General features: G+C 64.3%; 12 protein-coding genes and 1 pseudogene. 5 read left to right on the top strand and 8 right to left on the bottom strand.

What is annotated here, in order from left to right; genetic code table 11:
- Nucleotides 1-135: 135 nt before the first annotated feature.
- From SALB1_RS14505 to SALB1_RS14525, 5 genes and pseudogenes are all read right to left on the bottom strand, one after another.
- A pseudogene (locus SALB1_RS14505) lies at nt 136-1,093 on the bottom strand (IS1595 family transposase).
- A 343-nt stretch (nt 1,094-1,436) separates the two neighbouring features.
- Nucleotides 1,437-2,810 carry a glutamate decarboxylase gene (locus SALB1_RS14510; protein ID WP_109994497.1) on the bottom strand — a complete coding sequence of 458 codons (1,374 nt, stop codon included), beginning with the start codon at nt 2,808-2,810 and terminating at the stop codon, nt 1,437-1,439.
- Nucleotides 2,811-2,818: 8 nt separating this feature from the next.
- A complete protein-coding gene (locus SALB1_RS14515; RefSeq protein ID WP_109994498.1) occupies nt 2,819-3,220 on the bottom strand; it encodes a hypothetical protein in 402 nt (133 codons plus the stop codon).
- 29 nt (nt 3,221-3,249) lie between these two features.
- On the bottom strand, nt 3,250-3,711 hold the full coding sequence (locus tag SALB1_RS14520) for an amino acid permease (protein WP_370453191.1): 462 nt from the start codon (nt 3,709-3,711) through the stop codon (nt 3,250-3,252).
- A 69-nt stretch (nt 3,712-3,780) separates the two neighbouring features.
- The gene (locus tag SALB1_RS14525) at nt 3,781-4,242 is read right to left on the bottom strand and encodes a pyridoxamine 5'-phosphate oxidase family protein (RefSeq protein WP_109994500.1); all 462 of its coding nucleotides are present in this window, start codon (nt 4,240-4,242) and stop codon (nt 3,781-3,783) included.
- A gap of 1,180 nt (nt 4,243-5,422) precedes the next feature.
- Between SALB1_RS14525 and glgP the strand changes: the two genes are divergently transcribed.
- A complete protein-coding gene (gene glgP / locus SALB1_RS14530) occupies nt 5,423-7,984 on the top strand; it encodes an alpha-glucan family phosphorylase (protein ID WP_109995468.1) in 2,562 nt (853 codons plus the stop codon).
- Nucleotides 7,985-7,988: 4 nt separating this feature from the next.
- Here the strand turns inward: glgP and malQ are convergent, their stop codons facing one another.
- The 3 genes from malQ to glgC are packed head-to-tail and all read right to left on the bottom strand — an operon-like array spanning nt 7,989 to nt 12,314.
- Nucleotides 7,989-9,359, bottom strand: coding sequence for a 4-alpha-glucanotransferase (gene malQ, locus SALB1_RS14535; RefSeq protein ID WP_109994501.1), 1,371 nt, complete (start codon nt 9,357-9,359; stop codon nt 7,989-7,991).
- A 5-nt stretch (nt 9,360-9,364) separates the two neighbouring features.
- Nucleotides 9,365-11,053, bottom strand: coding sequence for a glycoside hydrolase family 57 protein (locus SALB1_RS14540; protein WP_109994502.1), 1,689 nt, complete (start codon nt 11,051-11,053; stop codon nt 9,365-9,367).
- Nucleotides 11,046-12,314, bottom strand: a complete 1,269-nt coding sequence (gene glgC / locus SALB1_RS14545) for a glucose-1-phosphate adenylyltransferase (RefSeq protein WP_109994503.1) — start codon at nt 12,312-12,314, stop codon at nt 11,046-11,048. Before glgC ends, SALB1_RS14540 begins: the two co-directional genes overlap by 8 nt.
- Nucleotides 12,315-12,420: 106 nt before the next feature.
- On the opposite strand from glgC, the gene glgB reads away from it, so the two are divergent.
- The 4 genes from glgB to SALB1_RS14565 all read left to right on the top strand — a co-directional run bounded on the left by glgB (nt 12,421) and on the right by SALB1_RS14565 (nt 19,079).
- Nucleotides 12,421-14,619 (top strand): 1,4-alpha-glucan branching protein GlgB, encoded by a 2,199-nt coding sequence (gene glgB / locus SALB1_RS14550; protein WP_109994504.1) that lies wholly within the window; start codon nt 12,421-12,423, stop codon nt 14,617-14,619.
- Complete coding sequence (gene glgA / locus SALB1_RS14555) at nt 14,616-16,094, top strand: glycogen synthase GlgA (protein WP_109994505.1); 1,479 nt, start codon at nt 14,616-14,618, stop codon at nt 16,092-16,094. Before glgB ends, glgA begins: the two co-directional genes overlap by 4 nt.
- Nucleotides 16,095-16,228: 134 nt before the next feature.
- Nucleotides 16,229-16,447: a hypothetical protein gene (locus SALB1_RS14560; protein ID WP_145961334.1), complete on the top strand. Its 219-nt coding sequence runs from the start codon at nt 16,229-16,231 to the stop codon at nt 16,445-16,447.
- 262 nt (nt 16,448-16,709) lie between these two features.
- On the top strand, nt 16,710-19,079 hold the full coding sequence (locus SALB1_RS14565) for a phosphoketolase (protein WP_109994507.1): 2,370 nt from the start codon (nt 16,710-16,712) through the stop codon (nt 19,077-19,079).
- Nucleotides 19,080-19,093 lie beyond the last annotated feature (14 nt).

A 19,093-nucleotide genomic window follows, 5' to 3' on the forward strand; every position in this document is an offset into this window, starting at 1 on the left:
AAGCTTCCTGGTTGATATGAATTGATTAAACCATGGCCACGAGGGGCGATCTTGATCTGAGTCAAGCGAGGATAGCGGCCATCGGTGTGTCGATCTGCCGTGGCGTGGGGCACGTCGTCGTGCCTTCGGGACACTTCAATAGGGGCGAAACTCAGCCAGCCCGAGCCGGTTTTCAGCCCAAGCTGCGGTGGTGGCTGCGGCGCGGATGAGCCGGGGCAGGATAGAACGCAAGTCATAGCGGCGGTTGAACCGGTACTGGAAGTCGGCCAGATAGCGCGATGCGTACTTGGCAAACTTGAAGGCGTGGTAGGTGTCGGTAATCGCATTCTTGAGGTTGCCCCGCATGATGTTGACCCATCGAAACTCGGGATGGCTGGCCGAGGCGCGGCCTGAGCCGGTGACGATCGCCAGATGACTCGCGACTTCCGCACGCAGCGCCCGAAACGCCGGCAGCCCGTCCGATACGACCTGGGTGTCTGCCGTCAGCGCATCGTTGGCCCAGTCAGCCACCGCCTCGGATGTGAAGGGCATACAACAGATTACGACTTGATGCGGCTTGCCCTCGTCCACGGTCGAGACCGCCATGACGAACGGAATCTTGTTCGGCGATCCCCAGCCGTGTTGGCCGGGCTCAGCGGCTCGCTCGCCGCCCAGGTAGGCGTCATCGATCTCGACCCGACAACTGGCGCCTGGATTCACGCTCGACCATCACCTGCATCAGTTTCTGCTTGATCTGCCAGGCCGATCGGTAACTCACCCCGAGCTGGCGTCGCAACTCGAGTGCCGACACGTTGTTCTTGGCTTGGGTCATCCGATGCATGGCCAGAAACCAGGTCGTCAAGGGGAGTTTGGTCGAGGCGAAGATCGTACCGGACGTCACCGTCGTCTGATGTCGACACCGCTGGCACTGCCAGTGCGTGCGACCGGCGCGCTCGAACGTCGTATGCCGCCGGCCACGACACGCCGGGCAAGCAAAGCCACTCGGCCAACGGTCGGCGGCTACGGCCTGCTCGCATTGCGCTTCGGTGCCATACCGTTGCATGAACCCGGGCATCGATAACCCCGGCTGCATCTGGACGCGATTCGTCGCCATGACTTCTCTCCTCGGTTGTCATGGTCTTGATTATCCGGAGACGCTGGGTGATTTCCTGACCCAGCTGAGTTTCGCGCCTAATCAAGTACTTGCATACAGCTGCGTTGCGCGCCTTATTGTGAACGTTAACCGGCCGCTTCACGTGTAGAGCGGACTGAGTATGACCGAAGCGCGATCGGCCGCAGAGCGTCGAGGACTGAATCCATCAGGGCTGACTGATGAGATGACAAGCTCTGGACTGCTGGTTCGGGTGTTCAACTTGGCTATATTGTTCTGCCAAGTCTGCGGCAGAAAATTGGTCTGGGACAGTCCGCGATAGCTGCAAGATTCACGCGCGGATTGATCAGCCGTGATGGAATTGCCCGCCAGAGCGCCGGGGAGATTCCGGAGGCGAGGTCTCGAGTTCGTGGACGGCTTTACAGAGATCGTCGAGCAACAGATCGGCCATGTCGCGTGAGAATCCCTCGCGTACCACGATGCGGAGTACAGCGACGGATTCGGCCTCGGGCGGCATGGTGTAGGCCGGTACCTGCCAGCCGCGCACGCGCAGCCGCTCAGAAACGTCGTATACCGAATACCTCGAAGTTTCCTTGAGCCTGAACGCGAATACGGGAATGGTGTCGCCCCGGCTCAGCAGCTCGAAATGACCGAGTTTTTCGATGCGTCCGGCCAGTCCGGTGGCCGTTTCCTGCAGCGTATGCATGATGCGGGTGTAGCCCGCGTGGCCCAGGCGCAGGAAATTGTAATACTGTCCGATAACCTGATTGCCTGGGCGCGAGAAGTTCAGCGTGAAGGTGGGCATGTCCCCGCCCAGGTAATTCACGTGGAAGACCAAGTCGTCCGGCAGATGCTCCTTGTCACGCCACAGTACCCAGCCGACACCCGGGTAGACCAGCCCGTACTTGTGGCCCGAGGTGTTGATTGAGACCACGTTGGGCAGACGGAAGTCCCAGCGCAGTTCGGGGTGGATGAACGGGGCGACGAAGCCGCCGCTGGCCGCGTCGATATGCAGCGGCACGGCCAGGCCGTGAGCCGCGTTATAGGCCAGGACGGTATCGTGGATGGCCTGGATGGGATCGAACTCGCCGGTGAAGGTGGTGCCCAGTATGGCTACCACCCCGATAGTGTTTTCATCGACGCGGCTGGTCACTTCCTCCGGGGTGATCACGTAGCGGCCCTCGCGCATGGGGATATAGCGCGGCTCCACCTCCCAGTAGCGGCAGAACTTCTCCCACACGACCTGCACATTGCTGCCCAGAATCAGGTTGGGCCGGTCGGCTGGCTGGCCCGCGGCCTCCCGCCGGGCTCGCCAGCGCCACTTCAGCGCCATGCCGGCCAGCATCACCGCCTCGCTGGAGCCGATGGCGGAGACACCTACGGGGTCGGCATCCTTGGGTGCATTGAACAGCCGCGCGATCATGTTTACGCAGCGTGTCTCGATCTCGGCGGTCTGCGGATACTCGTCCCGGTCGATCATGTTCTTGTCGAAGGTCTCGGCCATCAGCCGCTCGGCCTCGGGCTCCATCCAAGTGGTTACGAAGGAGGCCAGGTTCAGCCGGGCGTTGCCGTCGAGCATGAGCTCATCGTGGATGAGCTGGTAGGCCGTGCGCGGGGGCATCTCGGACTGGGGGAGGGCGTATTTAGGCACCGGGCGCGACATGACTCGCGAGCCGTAGGTGGGCGCAAGCTCGGCGTCGGGTTTCAACTTTTTGACCATGTTTTCCGTCACTCCGCTCCGGTATGGCTGCTGCAGGCAGGGCGGCGCCAGCGGTAAAGCAGCAGCAGAATCCGCATAACCGCCAATGCGGCGAGCATGCCCGAGGCATAGAAGGCCGTCGCGAACCCGTTGCCCGGCGGCAGCAGGCCGATGACAAGCCAGACTGTCGTGGTGGCGAAACCCGTGCCCGCAACGCACCACAGACCCCAGGTCCGTCCGCCAGGTACGCGATACGGTCGTGGCGTGTCCGGCTCACTGTAGCGTAGCCGGATCGCGGCGGCTAACAGCAGAAGATACATTCCGCAGTAGATCACCACGGCCATGGAGGTGCGTATCAGAAAAGCGGTATCCACGGACGGCACGACGCGAAACACGAGGGCTACCGCGCTCATGGCAAGCGTCTGCAGCATCGGCAGATTGCTCGGTACGCCGCGACGGTTTACCGACTGCAGACAAGGGGCAGGTTGCCGTCGCAGCCGGCCGCCCACGACCCCTTGACGGGGCCGACCACCCAGGTATTGACCTGCCCGGCGGCGCCCAGCGCCACCAATACAGCGGCTGCCGGAACAAGCACTGCCAGTTGCCAAGTAGCAAGCAGTGCCTGCAATGCCTGTAAGCTGCCCGAGACCATGTCCAGGCGGCTCGCGGGCACCACCACGGCCACGGCGAGTCCGCCCAGCAGCGTCAACACAAAGCCGATCACGGTGGCGGCGAAGAAGGCGATCGAATCATCCGGGCGCACGTTGCGGATCTCGCGCGCATGGCTGGCGGATACCTCGATGCCGACCACGCCGAATAGGAAGCTCAGAAACAGCACCAGGCTCTCCCGCGGGTGGGACAGGGGCAACCAGCCGGAGGGCGCGGTCGAGAGGGCCCGGTGAACGGGTTTGCCTCGCGCCACCTGGACGATGGTACGTGATGTTATTAATCCGGCAACAAAGCCGCGTTAAGTGCTTACCGGTGAGCCGGGTTAACCCATCAAATCACTGGCGTCGCGGTCTTTCCAGACATGCGTGGGCAGCACCCAGCCCGTTTGCGGCGGAATACGTCGGCCTGTAAGCGCGTCGATCGACAACGCCACAATATAACCACGATCACCGCCCGGCCACGGATCCGGTAGATCCGTCGGTTCGTAGCGGTCAGCCAGCGCCAGGCGCCCACGTACGAGAACACTCCAGCCAGAATGCCGGTTGGGGTCGGTCCCGTCGATCTGGAAGCTTGCCGGCAGGGCGCGGCTGGCAGCAGTCTGTTTGGTTCCTTCGCCGGTATGGAACCAGATGGCATCGTTATGCAGTGTGTAATTCACGGGCAGTACGTCCGGACTCGGATCGTTGTTGACTGCGATGCGTCCGAAATGATGCGAGGCAAGTAACTGACGACAAGTCGCCTCGTCCAATTCCGTTATTCGCCCGGTCTGTTCGGTTGGTTCCATGTCATTTCGGTCCTTTTTGCTAAACCTTGAACGATGATTGCGGGTAAAAGCGAGTTATTCAATACGCCCTCCATTGACGATGCCCGGCGATCGTACTTGTGTTATTCGACACGGTGCGTGTATCGGCACAGCATCAGCTGCAACTTTGACATGCCCGGTGGCTCGGCTATTGGAGTGTCTCCCGTGAGACCCGAACCACGCCACCCACGGTAATTTTTCGATACCCATGCTGATGGGCCAGACCCTTGTCCGGCTTCGGCCTTCGCGCATCCCGGCTGACGCCAGCGAGCAGCGCGATTGCTTGGCACCGCCCGCGCCAGGGTGCCAGAGCACTCCCGCCTCGACTGCTGGCAGACAACGATAATCAGTGGTTTGCGCTGTTGTCCTGTAAAAAGAAATCACAGTTCACCAAAGAGCTATAGGCAACTCTGGTATACGCGGGGACTTGGTCTAGCGGCGCTCCAGTGATCGCTGACTCGCGCGTCTGCTCAATGCCGTCTACGACAGTAGGCGCCAATAAAGGCATCGAAGGCGGTGTCGGCATCGGCGCGGGTCCCGGCCATCCAGATCGCCTGCTGCGCCGACTTGGCCTTGGGCTGGGTTTTCTTCGGCGATTTGTTGTTCAGGACGTTCGCGGTCTCGTCGACCCAGCAGCACTGATGGCGGTGGTCGGAGACACCTGGGCGTTGACTTTCCGGAAACCGAGGGGCCCCGTTGCCGACTATTTCAACCCCGCCTGTATATCACTTTCGAGCGTAGCTTTAACAAATCCGGCGAGGGGATACCGAGTGGCCTGTGACCTTTTCCGGCCCAGACCGAATTACACGAGCGATGCTGCACTAACCGGCTGTGGCTGGGTTGACGTGTATCAAGTGTGCGTCGCCGCCGTGCTGAAATGATTGGCTGACAGGCTACGGCTTGTCGCCGCCGCGAGCGTGCGGCGTTGCGGTCGCCCGCGGTTTGCCGGGCACGATTTCTTCGGGAGGATGGCTCCGGCGGAACCTCACCACGTCGGGTGGCACGGGGCGATCCCGGCGCTGGAGGGGATGTCGGGCGCGGATGAACACATTTATCTTGCAAAAAGGGGATGTGTTGTCTCGCGCAGGCTATATATTGAGTGTCTGTTTCGATTATCGGATGGCCCATTGGCGGTCACTCCGGAGTGCGCAAGGGTAACGGCATGTCAGGTCAGAAGTATGTTCTGGAAGTTCAGGCGCGGTTGCCGGATGCGTTGTCGGAGCTCAAGGCGCTATCCGAGAACCTGCTCTATGCGTGGGACCGTCATATCCGCGGTCTTTTCTGGCGCATGGATACGGCCCTGTGGGAGCGATGCGGTCACAATCCCAAGGTTTTTCTGCGCCGTATTTCGCAGGAGCGCCTGGCCGAGCTGGCCGGAAACGCGGCGTTTCTCGAGGAATACCAGTATGTGCTCGGCCTGTTCCGCACTTACCGGGATCAGACCCGGACACCGTCAGCGCTTGTGGCGGAAAAGATGGGGGCGGAAGACGGCTTGATCGCCTATTTCTGCGCCGAGTACGGGCTGCATGAGAGTCTGCCCATCTATTCCGGCGGGCTGGGTATTCTGGCCGGAGATCATTGCAAGGCGGCCAGCGGGCTGGGGCTGCCTTTCGTGGCCGTGGGCCTGATGTATCGACAGGGCTATTTCCGGCAGCAGATCGAGCGCGACGGCACCCAGAATGCGATATTTCAGCCCCATGATCTGCGCGATCTGCCGATTATGCGGGTCGATGGGGATGATGGCGAGCCGCTGCAGATCACTGTGCCGTTCCCGGATCGCGAGGTGGCGGTCCAGATATGGAAGGCCGAGATCGGCCATCTGGCACTTTACCTGCTCGATACCGATGTCGCCGACAATGCCAGGTCCGATTGCTCGATCACTTTTCAACTCTATGGCGGCGACCGGCGCCGCCGGATCGAGCAAGAGCTGATCCTCGGTGTCGGTGGCGTGCGCGCCCTGCGCGCCCTCGGACTGAAGCCGTCGGTGTGGCACGTCAATGAAGGGCATGCGGCGTTTCTGATGATCGAGCGCTGCCGCGAGGCGATCGAAGCCGGCATGCGCTTCGAGGCCGCTATGGAGCAGGTGGCCGGTGCGACCGTTTTCACCACCCATACGCCGGTAGCGGCCGGGCATGATGTGTTCGAGCCCGATCTGGCGGCGACCTACCTTGGCCCGTATGCCAGGGCCATGAACCTCGATCTTGATGAGTTGCTCGCACTCGGGCAGAGCGAGCAGAACGACGCGGCCTTCAACATGACCACGCTGGCGCTGCGCACGTCGCGTTATCAGAACGCGGTGAGTCGTATCCACCGCGGCGTGACGGCCGGGATGGAGAGCCATATCTGGCCCCAGGTGCCGGTTGATGAGTCGCCGTTGCAGTACGTGACCAACGGGGTACACGTGCAGACTTTTCTGTCGCGGCAATGGAGTTATTTCTTTGACATGCATGCGCCGGGCTGGCGCGTTCGGCAGTGCGACCACCATTTCTGGCGCAATCTGGTCGAATCCATCCCCGATCAGCAGTTCTGGCTCCAGCGCATGTCGATCAAGGCCGATATGCTGGATTACGTCGCCCGGTGTCTGACGCGCCAGTATCGGCGCCAAGGCGTCGGCGACGCCCATATCGAGCGCCGGCTGGCGGTGCTGCGGCCCACCTTCGGACGCGATCCCATGGTCATGGTGTTCGCGCGGCGGTTCGCCACCTACAAGCGGGCGACGTTGCTGCTGCGCGATCCGGACCGGCTGGCGGCGTTGCTCAATGACGCCGAGCGGCCGGTCATCCTGCTGTTTGCGGGCAAGGCTCATCCTGCGGACGAACCCGGCCAGGCACTGATCCGCACGCTCGTGGAGTATTCGAGAAAGCCGCAATTCGCGGGCCGGTTGTTCGTACTGGAGGATTATGACCTGGCGCTGGGCCGCCAGCTCGTGGCCGGCGCGGACGTCTGGCTCAATACGCCTTTATACCCGATGGAGGCCTGTGGTACGTCGGGCCAGAAGGCAGCGCTCAACGGCGCGCTCAATGTGAGTGTCCTCGACGGCTGGTGGGGCGAGGGGTTTCAGGGCGACAACGGCTGGGGCATCACGCCCTACAGCCACAGCGATCCCGACCGGCGCGACCACTACGAAGCCGAAGACCTGCTCGATCTGCTGGAAGACGAGGTGGTGCCCCTTTATTTCAACCGTGGCGACCTGGGTTATTCACCCGGCTGGATAGCGCGTGCCAAGGCCGCGATTTATACCGTGCTGCCGCGTTTCAATGCCCAGCGCATGCTGCTCGATTACATCGAAAACCTGTATCTTCCGGCCACTCGCCACGGCCGCCGGCTCGCAGAAGACGACGGCCAGCCCGCGGCCGATCTGGTCGCCTGGAAACAACGCGTAGCGCAGGCCTGGCCGGGCGTGACGCTCAGTCGCAGCAATGGGCGTGCCGAGCAGATCGACAGCGGGGATACGCTGGAATTGCATGTCGCGGTCGAACTTCAGGGCCTGGGGGCCGATGACCTGCAGCTTGAATGCGTGATGACCCGCGTCCGCGACGACGGCGAGACCGAGTCGGCGATCTGCTGTCGCCTGGTGCCCGAAAACGGCGACAACGGGACCGCGATCTATCGACTGGCCGAACCCATCGAGGTGCCGGGGCTCTATGAGTATCAGGTGCGAGCCTATCCTTGTCATCCGATGCTGGCGCATCCGTTCGAGACCGGCCTGATGCGCTGGCTCTAAGGCCCTAGCCGGGCACCAGGCGACCGTACAGCTGGTTGAGCGATCGATATTCGGCGCTCGTATGGCCGTCGTCCGGCACCTGATCGAGTTGCCACGACCAGTTTCCGACCGCGGTGCCGGGACGATTCATGCGGGCCCCGGCGCCCAGGCCCAGCAGATCCTGCATCGGCAATATGGCCAGTTGTGCAACCGAAGCCAGCACTTCACGTCGCAGCGCCGCGGGTACGTCCGCCGGGCCGCCCAGATAATCCCGGGCGTGCTGTTGAACCGCGTCGCTGCAGTCCTCGGTCCACCAGCCGACCAGCGTATTGTTGTCGTGCGTTCCGCTGTAGACGACGGTCTGCGGGACGTGGTTGTGCGATAAGTGCACATTGTCGGCTCCGCCGCCGAATGCGAACTGCATCACCCGCATGCCCGCCAGGCCGGCACGATGACGTAACTGGTCGACGTCCGCGGTGATCTGGCCCAGATCTTCGGCCACCAGCGGCAGCGGGCCGAGCGCCGCGGTCAGACCCGCGAGCAGCGCCGCGCCCGGGCCGGGCGCCCACTGGCCGGTGGCCGCGTCCGGGCTGTCGATCGGCACCTGCCAGGCGGCGACCAGACCGCGGAAATGATCCAGCCGCACGAGATCGAACAGGGCCAGTTGGCGCCGCAGGCGTTCGATCCACCACTGCCAGCCGTTTGCCCGCATCGCCGTCCAGTCGTAATGCGGCATGCCCCAGAGCTGCCCGCCAGCGGAAAAATAATCCGGCGGCACGCCGGTATTGGCGGTCATGCGGCCCTGGTCGTCGAGCTGGAACAGTGGACGCTGCGCCCAGACGTCGGCGCTATCGTAGGCGACGAAAAACGACAGATCGCCGAATAGCCGGATGCCGCGCTGGTGCGCCTGTTCACGGAGCTGCGACCAGGCGCGGTGGCAGCGATACTGGCGCCGGTAGATGGCGTGAATGCGCTCGGCATGGCGCTTGCCGGCCGCCTCAAGCGCCCGGGGTTCGCGATTGCGCAGGCCGGGCGGCCACTCATACCAGGGCCGGCGGTGTTCCTGTCGCAGCGCCATGTAAAGGGCATAATTCGGCAGCCAGTAATGCTGTGCGGCGACAAACGAGGACAGATGGGCCGGATCGCCGGCCGCGCATGCATCGGCGGGGTCGATCAGCGTCGGGTCGATCGCGAATACCGAGGCACTGCGATAGGGGCTGCCCGTCTCATCGCGCGGGTTCAGTGGCAGCGTCTGCCACACGCTGAAGCCCGCAGCGCAGAGAAAATCGCAGAACCGCACGGCCTCGGCGCCCAGGCGGCCCTGTGCGCCGGGCCCGGGCAGCGAGGTCGGGTGCAGCAGGACGCCGCTGCGTCGTACATCGAGCGCTTGCCGCATGATCGTCAGTGGGCGCGACGCATGGTATCCACGTGGCCCCGGCTTACGCCATGCGTGAACACATGCGCCAGCGTATCCGGTGGATCGCGACCCAGGAGTTGATACAGCGCCGCCAGATGTACCCGGAACAGCCGTTCGAAGTGGGTCACCGTATCGGCCGCACTGTCGCCGCCGAACCACCAGAACCAGTCCGAGGCCTCGCACAGCGAGAGTTGGCGCTCCGCCGCCGCGCGAGTGGCCTCGTCCAGCGCCGGCGCTGACTGGTCGAACACATGCTTGGCGGCCGCCAGCATGTCCCACGCCCGATTTTTCTCGCTGTCCCCGATCCAGGTCGAGAACGTGCCGTAGACCCAGCTGCCGGCGACGAGTCGCGGCAAGCGGGTGGTGGCCTCGCCATGTTCAGCCAGATAGCCCGAAAAGGTGGTGGTGGCAAGGCGCTCGTGGGCCGCCAGCGCGGTGTAGAGCGCATCGAGAAAATGGTAGCCGTTGTCAGGGTAGTATTCCCAGGCGTTTTCACCGTCGAGAATGATCGGCACCACCATGGGACCGTCATCCGTTCGCCCGGCGTCGATCGTCTCCAGGCGCTCAACGAGATCGGCCACGGCGTCGTCGGCATGCCAGTCGCGATAGACGAAACCGATGGCGTCGGCCAATGCATCATCGCGAAAGAAGCAAGCCGGTCCGTCCGGGTCCAGGCGGTAGGCGCGATAGAGCGCCTCCGCGCCCGGTTCGTCGGCGCCGAGGCTATGGCGAAGCACGGCCTGGCCGCTGGCCACCCAGTCGAAGCCGGCCTCGCCTGCCAGTGCCACACTGCGCCGGCAGACGCCGCCTTCGGCCGGCCAGCAGCCGACTGGTGGTTTGCCGAAGAACCGTTCGAAGGTTTCACGCGCCCGGGCGAGCTGCCAGCGCGCCCGGGTTTCGCCTTCCGGGTAGGCGGCGCTCAGCGGCATCGGGCATTCCGGCCAGGCGGCGCGCGCGCTGTTGAGGTCCAGCAGCAGCGGCAGAATAGGGTGGCTGTACGGCGTGATCGACAGCTCGATGCGGCCGGCATCGGCGAGCGCCCGGTACCGGTCCACCACGTTCGTGATCAGTTCACTGATCACCGCGACCAGCGTGCGGCATTGCAGCATGCTGTAGTGGCGTTGATGCGCCAGCAAATCCTGTACGCGCTGATCCGTGCGCCGCACCGTTTCGCCGATCCAGCCGAGGTGGTACCAGACCAGCAGATCGACGAAGAACTGATCGTGCAGATAACTGATCTCATCCGGCTGGGCGAGCATGTGACGCGCCGTATCGACCAGTTTCTGATACACGGGGAAATGCGCGAACAACGGGTTTTCCGCGCCGCGCAGACAGGCCCGGAGCAGCATCAGCCGCTCTTCGCGTTCGTTGGGAATCAGCGGTTGCTGGAGCGCGGCCAGCAGGGGATCGTGAATCGGCCCGCCGCCGACCGCGACGGCGGCGAGGTCGGTGGCGTACGCCTCGATCTGCTCCAGCAGAACCGGCGAAAAATTCACCACCGCGCGAACATCGGGGTGCGCTTCCAGATGCGCGACCATGTCCACGTAATCCTTGGTGGCATGCAGGTAAGTCCAGGGATCCTGGAATCGTCCGCTGGTCGGATCGAAATAATCCGGCTGGTGCATGTGCCAGCACAACACGATCTGAAGCGGTGACAGTGCGGCTTCAGTCATTGAGGAGCGCCTCCCGGGTCACCAGCACAATGCCTTCGTCGGTGACTTCAAAACGACGGAAATCGGCGGTCTCGTCGATGCCGATCCGAGTGCCGTCCGGAATATGGCAGTCGCTGTCGATCACGGCGTTGCAGATCCGGCAGTCGGCGCCGACGACCACGTCGGGCAGAATCACCGAATCCTCGATCACGCTGCGTTCGGCGACCAGCACGCTGGAGAACAACAGCGAACGGCGTACGGTCGCGCCGGAGACGATGCAGCCCCCGGCGACCATGGAGTTGACGGCTTCGCCGCGCCGCCCGTGATCGTCGAACACGAACTTGGCCGGCGGCACCTGTTCCTGATAGGTCCAGATCGGCCAGTCGCTGTCGTAGAGATTGAGTTCCGGCGTTACGTTGATCAGTTCGAGATTGGCGCGCCAATAGCCGTCCAGGGTGCCGACGTCGCGCCAGTAGCCGGTGCCGGCCTCGGCGTTCTTGTTGAAGTGATAGGCATACACGCCATGGGCTTCGGTCACCGCGCGCGGCAGAATATCCTTGCCGAAATCGCGGCTCGAGTCCGGATCGCGGGCATCGGCCTCGAGCATTTCGATGAGGTAGCGGGTGCTGAAAACATAAATGCCCATGGAGGCAAGAGCGCGATCGGGCTGGCCGGGCATCGAGGTCGGCTCGGCGGGTTTTTCGTCGAAGGCGACGACGCGTTGTTCGTCATCGATCGACATCACGCCGAACCCGCGGGCTTCGGCCAGCGTCACATCGACGCAGCCGACCGTGACGTCGGCATCGTGGCTGACGTGGAAGCCCAGCATCGGGCCGTAATCCATCTTGTAGACATGGTCGCCGCCCAACACCAGCACGAACTGCGGCTCGTGTTCGGCGATGATGTCCAGATTCTGGTAGACCGCGTCGGCGGTGCCGAGATACCAGGCTTCGCCCATGCGTTGCTGGGCCGGCACCACTTCGACGAACTCACCGAACTCGCCGCGCAGAAAGCCCCAGGCCTGATGCATGTGGCGGATCAATGGATGCGCCATGTATTGGGTGAGCACCGAAACGCGCCGGATGCCGGAATTGATACAGTTCGACAGAACGAAATCGATGATCCGGAACTCGCCGCCGAAGGGCACGGCGGGCTTGGCCCGGCGTCGGGTCAGGCCGCCGAGCCGGGTACCGCGGCCGCCGGCCAGCACCATGGCGAGGGTGTCGCGTGTAACCAGACTGATGAAACGATTCGCATGCGCCGGTTGTTTTTCTGCAGTCATGACCGCCTTACCCTCCGATGAGCCCGCAACATCGAGATTAGTCCAAAATGGGCCCGCCGGGTTGATCTCGCGCAAAATCGTGCGAGGGACTATCTTGCAAAGTGGGATGCACAATTCGACCCGGGGCGCAAACGTTGTGACTGACGCACAGGACGAACCACTGATCCGGCTGCTGGATGCGCGCCTGCACGATCCGCATCGACTGCTCGGGCGGCACGTGGACGCGGAGGGCGAACTGGTTCGCGCCTTCCTGCCGCATGCTCAGCAGGCCTGGCTCATGCCCTTGAACGAGCCGATGGAGCGCCATGGCGATTCCGCACTGTTCGTCTGGCGCGGCGCCGATGGCCGGTTGCCGGACGACTACCGGCTGCGTTGGGTCGACGAATACGGCCACCGGCATGAGCAGCACGACGCCTATGCCTTCGCCTCGCTATTGCACGCGGCCGATCTGGCGCGCTTCAACGCGGGTGAGCATACGCAGGCCTGGCGCTTGCTCGGCGCGCATCTCGCAACCGATCAGGGCATCGAAGGCACGCGTTTTGCCGTCTGGGCGCCGCGGGCCGCGCGCGTGAGTGTGATCGGCGACTTCAATCGCTGGGATGGTCACGCGCATCCCATGCGTATTCATAGCCGAAGTGGCGTATGGGAGCTTTTCGTCCCCGGGCTGGCCGAAGGCGCGCTATACAAGTTCGAGATCCGCGATACCGAGGATCGCGTACGCGCCAAGACCGATCCCTATGGCCGGCGATTCGAACGACGTCCGGCGACTGCGGCGATCGTGACCGGGCCATCGCGGCATGTCTGGGGCGACCAGGACTGGATGGCCGCGCGTCGCGACTGGCAAACGGCGCCGATCGCGATCTATGAAGTGCATCTGGGCTGCTGGCAGCGTGAGCCCGACGGCCGGTTTCTCGATTATCGGCAGCTCGCCGACCGCTTGTTGCCGTATGTGCGCGATCTCGGCATGACGCATATCGAGATCATGCCCCTGACCGAACACCCCTTCGATGCGTCCTGGGGCTACCAGCCGACGGGTTATTTCGCGCCCACCAGCCGCTACGGCGAACCGGACGACCTGCGCTACTTCGTCGACCGATGCCATCAAGCCGGCATCGGCGTGTATCTGGACTGGGTGCCGGGCCATTTCCCGCGCGACGACTTCGGTCTGGCTCGCTTCGACGGCAGCCCCCTGTACGAGCATGCCGACCCGCTGCGCGGCGAACACCCGGAGTGGGGCACATTGCAATTCGATTACGGGCGGCCCGAGGTGCGCAGTTTCCTGTTGTCGAGTGCGTTGTACTGGCTGCAGGAGTTTCACTTCGATGGCCTGCGTGTCGACGGGGTGGCGTCGATGCTGTATCTCGACTATGCCCGCGCGCCCGATCGCTGGCGGCGCAACCAGCACGGCGGCAACGAGGATATCGAGGCCATCGAATTCCTGCGCAGCCTCAATATCCTGACCCATGGCGAATGTCCCGGCAGTGTCACCATCGCCGAGGAATCCACCAGCTGGCCGGGCGTGTCGCGCCCGCCCGAGGCTGGCGGGCTCGGGTTTTCCATGAAATGGAACATGGGCTGGATGCACGACACGCTGGATTATCTGCACCGGGCGCCCGTTCACCGCGCCTATCACCACAAGGAGCTCACGTTCGGTCTGCTGTACGCCTTTAACGAGAATTTCGTGCTCCCGCTGTCGCACGACGAAGTAGTGCACGAAAAAGGCGCGCTTTACGGCAAGATGGCCGGCGACCCGTGGCAGAAACGCGCGAACCTGCGGCTGCTTTACACCTATCAGTTCACCTACCCGGGCAAGAAACTGCTGTTCATGGGCGCCGAGATGGCCAATCCCTGGGAATGGAACGACCAGCTTGCCCTGCCGCATTTTCTGCTTGACGAACCCGAGCGGCGGGGCATCGCGACCCTGGTCGGCGATCTGGGGCGTCTGTACAGCGCGGAGCCGGCCCTGCATCGTCGTGATTTCCAGCCCGACGGCTTTGCCTGGCTCGATTGTGACGACGCGGTGCACTCGATCATCGCCTATCGCCGTTGCGATGGTGATCGGGAAGTCCTGGTGGTGCTGAATTTCACCCCCGAGGCGCGCCCCGGATATCGGCTCGGGGTGCCCGAGGCCGGCCGCTATCGGGAGTGTTTCAACTCCGACGCGGCCATCTACGGCGGCGGCGATGTGGGTAACCTGGGCGGCGTGATCAGCGAACCCGTTGCTTGCATGGGCCAAACGCACTCTGTGGTGCTGACCCTGCCGCCCCTGGGTGGGCTGATTCTGCAGCGGGATCGGCGCTCGTGACGGCGGCGCCAAACCGGCGCGGCGCGCGCTGGCGCATACTGTTCGTCGCCAGCGAGGCGGTCCCCTGGATCAAGACTGGCGGGCTGGCGGATGTGGCCGGTAGCCTGCCGCAGGCACTCGCCGCGGCCGGCCACGACGTGCGTCTGCTGCTCCCGGCCTATGGCGATATTCTGGCGCAACACGCCGGCTGGACCCCGGTGTCGGCGTTCCGTGCCCCGGTTGCCGGGGCGCGGCTGTTGACGGCGCCCGCCGATTCGAGCGGACTGCAAACCTGGCTGGTCGACCTGCCGGGCTTCGGCGACCGGCGCGGCAATCCGTACCACGATCAACAGATGCAGGATTGGCCCGACAATGCCTATCGTTTCGGGACGTTCTCGCACATCGCGGCACGGCTGGCCGGCGGGCGCGCGGGGCTGGCCTGGCAGGCCGATGTGCTGCACTGCAACGATTGGCAAACCGGACTGGCGCCGGTGCATGCCATGCTCGAGCGCATTCCCGCAACAACTGTATTCACGATCCATAACCTGGCGTATCGCGGCCTGTTCGAGCCCCGGACCCGGGAACGGCTGGACTTGCCGGCCTGGCTCTGGCACCCGGATGCGCTTGAGTTCTATGGTCAACTCGCGTTCATCAAGGGAGGGCTGGCATTCGCGGACAGCGTGACCACGGTGAGCCCGACTTATGCCGATGAGATCCGGACGCCGCAATCGGGCCAGGGTCTGGACGGTCTGCTTCAGGCCCGCGGCGATCGCCTGTCCGGCGTCCTGAACGGGTTGGATGTGGATGTCTGGAACCCGGCCGACGATCGGCATTTGCCCGCGAGTTTCGACGTCGACGACCTGGGCGGCAAAGCGATCTGCAAGGCCGCCCTCCAGCGCGAACTGGGCTTGGCCGAACGGGCCGACGCACCGTTGTGCGGCGTGATCTCCCGGCTCGTGGCGCAGAAGGGAATCGACCTGGTGACGGCCGGGTTGCCGCGGTTGCTCGAACGTGGCGGTCAACTCGCATTGCTAGGGCGCGGCGACCCGGCACTCGAGGCGCAACTGCGGGATATGGCCGCCCTGCACCCGGAGGCGGTGGCCGTCCGGCTCGAGTTCGACGAAGGGCTGGCGCATCGCATCGAGGCCGGGGCCGATCTGTTTCTCATGCCGTCACGGTTCGAGCCCTGCGGTCTGAATCAGATGTACAGCCAGCGTTACGGCACGCCGCCGCTGGTGCATCGTTGCGGCGGTCTGGCCGACAGCGTCACCGACACCGACGACACGACGCTCGCGGCCGGCCACGCCACCGGCTTCGTATTTCAGCCGGCCACGGAAGATGCCTATATTCACGCGCTGGACCGGGCGCTCGCGTGGTTCGCCCGGCCGCATCAATGGCGGCGCCTGCAGCGCGCCGGCATGGCCCGGGATTTCAGCTGGCAGGCCAGTGCCGCGCGCTACCTCGAAATCTACGAGCGCGCCGGCCCGGGGCGCTGATCGATTGCGTTATTGGCGCCGGCGTTTTTGATCTCGCTCAAAACCCCTCTTGGAGCCCCGGCGTAGCTTTGATGCGGAGCTTCGATTTTCGCGGGTGCCGGTTTTTGCGCCCGCCGCGTGCGAGGAGTATGGGCATGCCACGAACGACGCAGTTTCAACAGGTCTACGACGATCGAATCGCCGTATTGCACGGCGAGCCGGATGCCGCCCACCGGCGCTGGGCGATCTGGGCCGAGCAGGTTCGCCGCGGCGGGATTCCCTGTTTCGGCACCGACGAACGCAACATGTGCGAAGAATACGATTGCCCGTGGCGACCGCAGTGTCGCGCGCGACGCGCGGCATGGAAGCGATAGCAGCCGTGGCGTTCGCGTGGGCACCGGATCGCCGTCGTGACGGCCCTGCGCGGACACGCGCTCGATGCCCCGCCTTGAGAGGCGGCCGTTGAAGGCCGCTGACGCGCTTGGGCAGGCGATGACCATACCCTGTGGGGCGGGTGCTGCCCGCGGGATTTCGATTGCCCCGCGTTCGCGGCCCCCGTGGCAAGACACGCAATGACGGCGACGCCGGTCGGCGCGGCGCCGGATTCGTTCCGCGCGCCCGGCAAGGAAAGACGGGATGACCACGCTTGACGCGGATCTGTTGCAGCGCATCGACGCCTACTGGCGCGCCGCGAATTATCTCTCGGTCGGGCAGATGTATCTGTTCGACAATCCATTGCTGCGCCGGCCGCTCGAGCCGGGCGATATCAAGCGCATGCTGCTGGGCCACTGGGGAACGACGCCCGGCCAGAATTTTATCTATGCGCACCTGAATCGGGTGATCAAGGCGCACGATCTCGACATGATCTATCTGTCCGGCCCGGGGCATGGCGGGCCGGCGGTGTACGCGAACACCTATCTCGAAGGCACGTACAGCGAGATCTATCCGAACGTAGGCTGGGACGAGGCGGGCCTGCGGCAATTGTTCGTCCAGTTCTCTTTTCCCGGCGGCGTGCCAAGCCACGCATCGCCGGAGTGCCCCGGCTCGATCCATGAAGGTGGCGAGCTGGGTTATTCACTCAGCCATGCCTTCGGCGCCGTCTACGATAACCCGGCGCTCATTGCCGCCTGCGTGATCGGCGATGGCGAGGCCGAGACCGGGCCGCTGGCGACGGCCTGGCATGGCAACAAGTTTCTGAACCCGGCGACCGACGGCGCCGTGTTGCCGATCCTGCATCTTAACGGCTACAAAATCGCCAATCCCACGATTCTGGCGCGCATCGGCGACGATGAACTGGATCAGCTGCTGCGCGGCTACGGCTGGACGCCGATCGTGGTCGCCGGCCATGAACCGGCGCTCATGCATGAGGCCATGGCCACGGCGCTGGACGCGGCCATCGAACAGATCCACGCCGCCCAGCGCGACGCCCGCGAGCGGGCCGCGGCGGGCGGCCACGGCGCACGTCCGCGCTGGCCGATGCTCGTGCTGCGCTCGCCCAAAGGGTGGACCGGGCCGGCCCGGGTCGACGGTCGACCCGTGGAGGGCACGTTCCGCGCCCATCAGGTGCCGATCTCCGATCCGCGCTGCAATCCGGCGCATCTGGCGCAGCTCGAAGCCTGGCTGCAAAGCTATCGCCCGGACGAGCTGTTCGACGAGGGCGGCAGGCTGCGCCCGGAATTGGCCGAGTTGGCGCCGGTGGGCGGCCGTCGCATGGGGGCCAATCCGCACGCCAATGGCGGACTGTTGCTACGCGATCTGCGGATGCCGGATTTCCGCGGCTATGCGGTCGATGTACCGGCGCCCGGCACGCCGGGGATCGGCGATACCCATGCGCTCGGCCCGTTCCTGCGCGACGTGATCCGCCTGAACGAAGCGCGCCGCAATTTCCGGATCTTCGGCCCCGACGAAACGTTGTCGAATGGTCTCGAAGCGGTGTTCGAGGCGACCCGGCGGCAGTGGCTCGGCGCCATACGGGACGACGATGCATGGCTCGCCCCGGACGGACGGGTGATGGAGGTGCTCAGCGAGCATCAATGCCAGGGCTGGCTCGAAGGCTACCTGCTGACCGGCCGCCACGGCCTGTTCAACTGCTACGAGGCCTTCATCCACATTATCGACTCGATGTTCAACCAGCATGCGAAATGGTTGAAGGTCACCGCGCGGCTGCCGTGGCGGCCGCGTCTGGCATCGCTCAACTACCTGATCGCCTCGCATGTGTGGCGGCAGGACCACAATGGCTTCTCGCACCAGGATCCGGGCTTCATCGATCATGTGGTGAACAAGAAGGCCGAAGTCGTGCGGGTCTATCTTCCGCCGGATAGCAACTGTTTATTGTCGGTGATGGATCACTGTCTGCGCAGCCGCCACTATGTGAATGTGGTGATCGCCGGCAAGCACCCGGCACCGCAATGGCTGGCGGCCGGCGAGGCCATCGTGCACTGCAGCCGGGGCATCGGGGTGTGGGAATGGGCCGGCAACGAGGCCGACGCCGAGCCGGATCTGGTGATGGCCTGCTGTGGCGACGTGCCCACGCTCGAGACGCTGGCGGCCGTCTCGATCCTGCGCGAGCATCTGCCGGAACTCGCCGTCCGTGTGGTGAACGTGGTCGATCTGATGAAGCTGCAGCCGGCCAGCGAACACCCGCATGGCCTGAGCGATGCCGATTTCGACGATCTGTTCACCACGGACCGGCCGGTCGTGTTCGCGTTCCACGGCTACCCGTGGCTGATTCATCGCCTGACCTATCAGCGGCATAACCGGTGGATGCGCGTTCATGGCTACCAGGAGGAGGGCACCATCACCACGCCGTTCGACATGACCGTGCTCAACGAACTCGATCGCTTTCACCTGGCAATCGATGCCATCGACCAGTTGCCGCGCCCGCACGCCCGCGCGGCACGGCTCAAGCGGTTGCTGGGCGACAAGCTGATTCAGCACCGCCAGTACATCCGGCACCACGGTGAAGACATGCCGGAAGTCCGCGACTGGCGCTGGCCGGCGCCGTAGGCACGCACCGACGT

It is taken from the genome of Salinisphaera sp. LB1 (genome assembly GCF_003177035.1).
In the GTDB taxonomy this organism is placed as follows: domain Bacteria; phylum Pseudomonadota; class Gammaproteobacteria; order Nevskiales; family Salinisphaeraceae; genus Salinisphaera.

Bases quoted from the DNA above. Each gene is read 5' to 3' on its own strand.
- SALB1_RS14560 (WP_145961334.1), top strand. From the start codon at position 16,229: ATGCCACGAACGACGCAGTTTCAACAGGTCTACGACGATCGAATCGCC.
- SALB1_RS14525 (WP_109994500.1), bottom strand. From the start codon at position 4,242: ATGGAACCAACCGAACAGACCGGGCGAATAACGGAATTGGACGAGGCG.
- SALB1_RS14515 (WP_109994498.1), bottom strand. From the start codon at position 3,220: ATGCTGCAGACGCTTGCCATGAGCGCGGTAGCCCTCGTGTTTCGCGTC.
- malQ (WP_109994501.1), bottom strand. From the start codon at position 9,359: ATGCGGCAAGCGCTCGATGTACGACGCAGCGGCGTCCTGCTGCACCCG.
- glgC (WP_109994503.1), bottom strand. From the start codon at position 12,314: ATGACTGCAGAAAAACAACCGGCGCATGCGAATCGTTTCATCAGTCTG.
- SALB1_RS14565 (WP_109994507.1), top strand. From the start codon at position 16,710: ATGACCACGCTTGACGCGGATCTGTTGCAGCGCATCGACGCCTACTGG.
- SALB1_RS14510 (WP_109994497.1), bottom strand. From the start codon at position 2,810: ATGGTCAAAAAGTTGAAACCCGACGCCGAGCTTGCGCCCACCTACGGC.
- glgB (WP_109994504.1), top strand. From the start codon at position 12,421: ATGCACAATTCGACCCGGGGCGCAAACGTTGTGACTGACGCACAGGAC.
- SALB1_RS14540 (WP_109994502.1), bottom strand. From the start codon at position 11,053: ATGACTGAAGCCGCACTGTCACCGCTTCAGATCGTGTTGTGCTGGCAC.
- glgP (WP_109995468.1), top strand. From the start codon at position 5,423: ATGTCAGGTCAGAAGTATGTTCTGGAAGTTCAGGCGCGGTTGCCGGAT.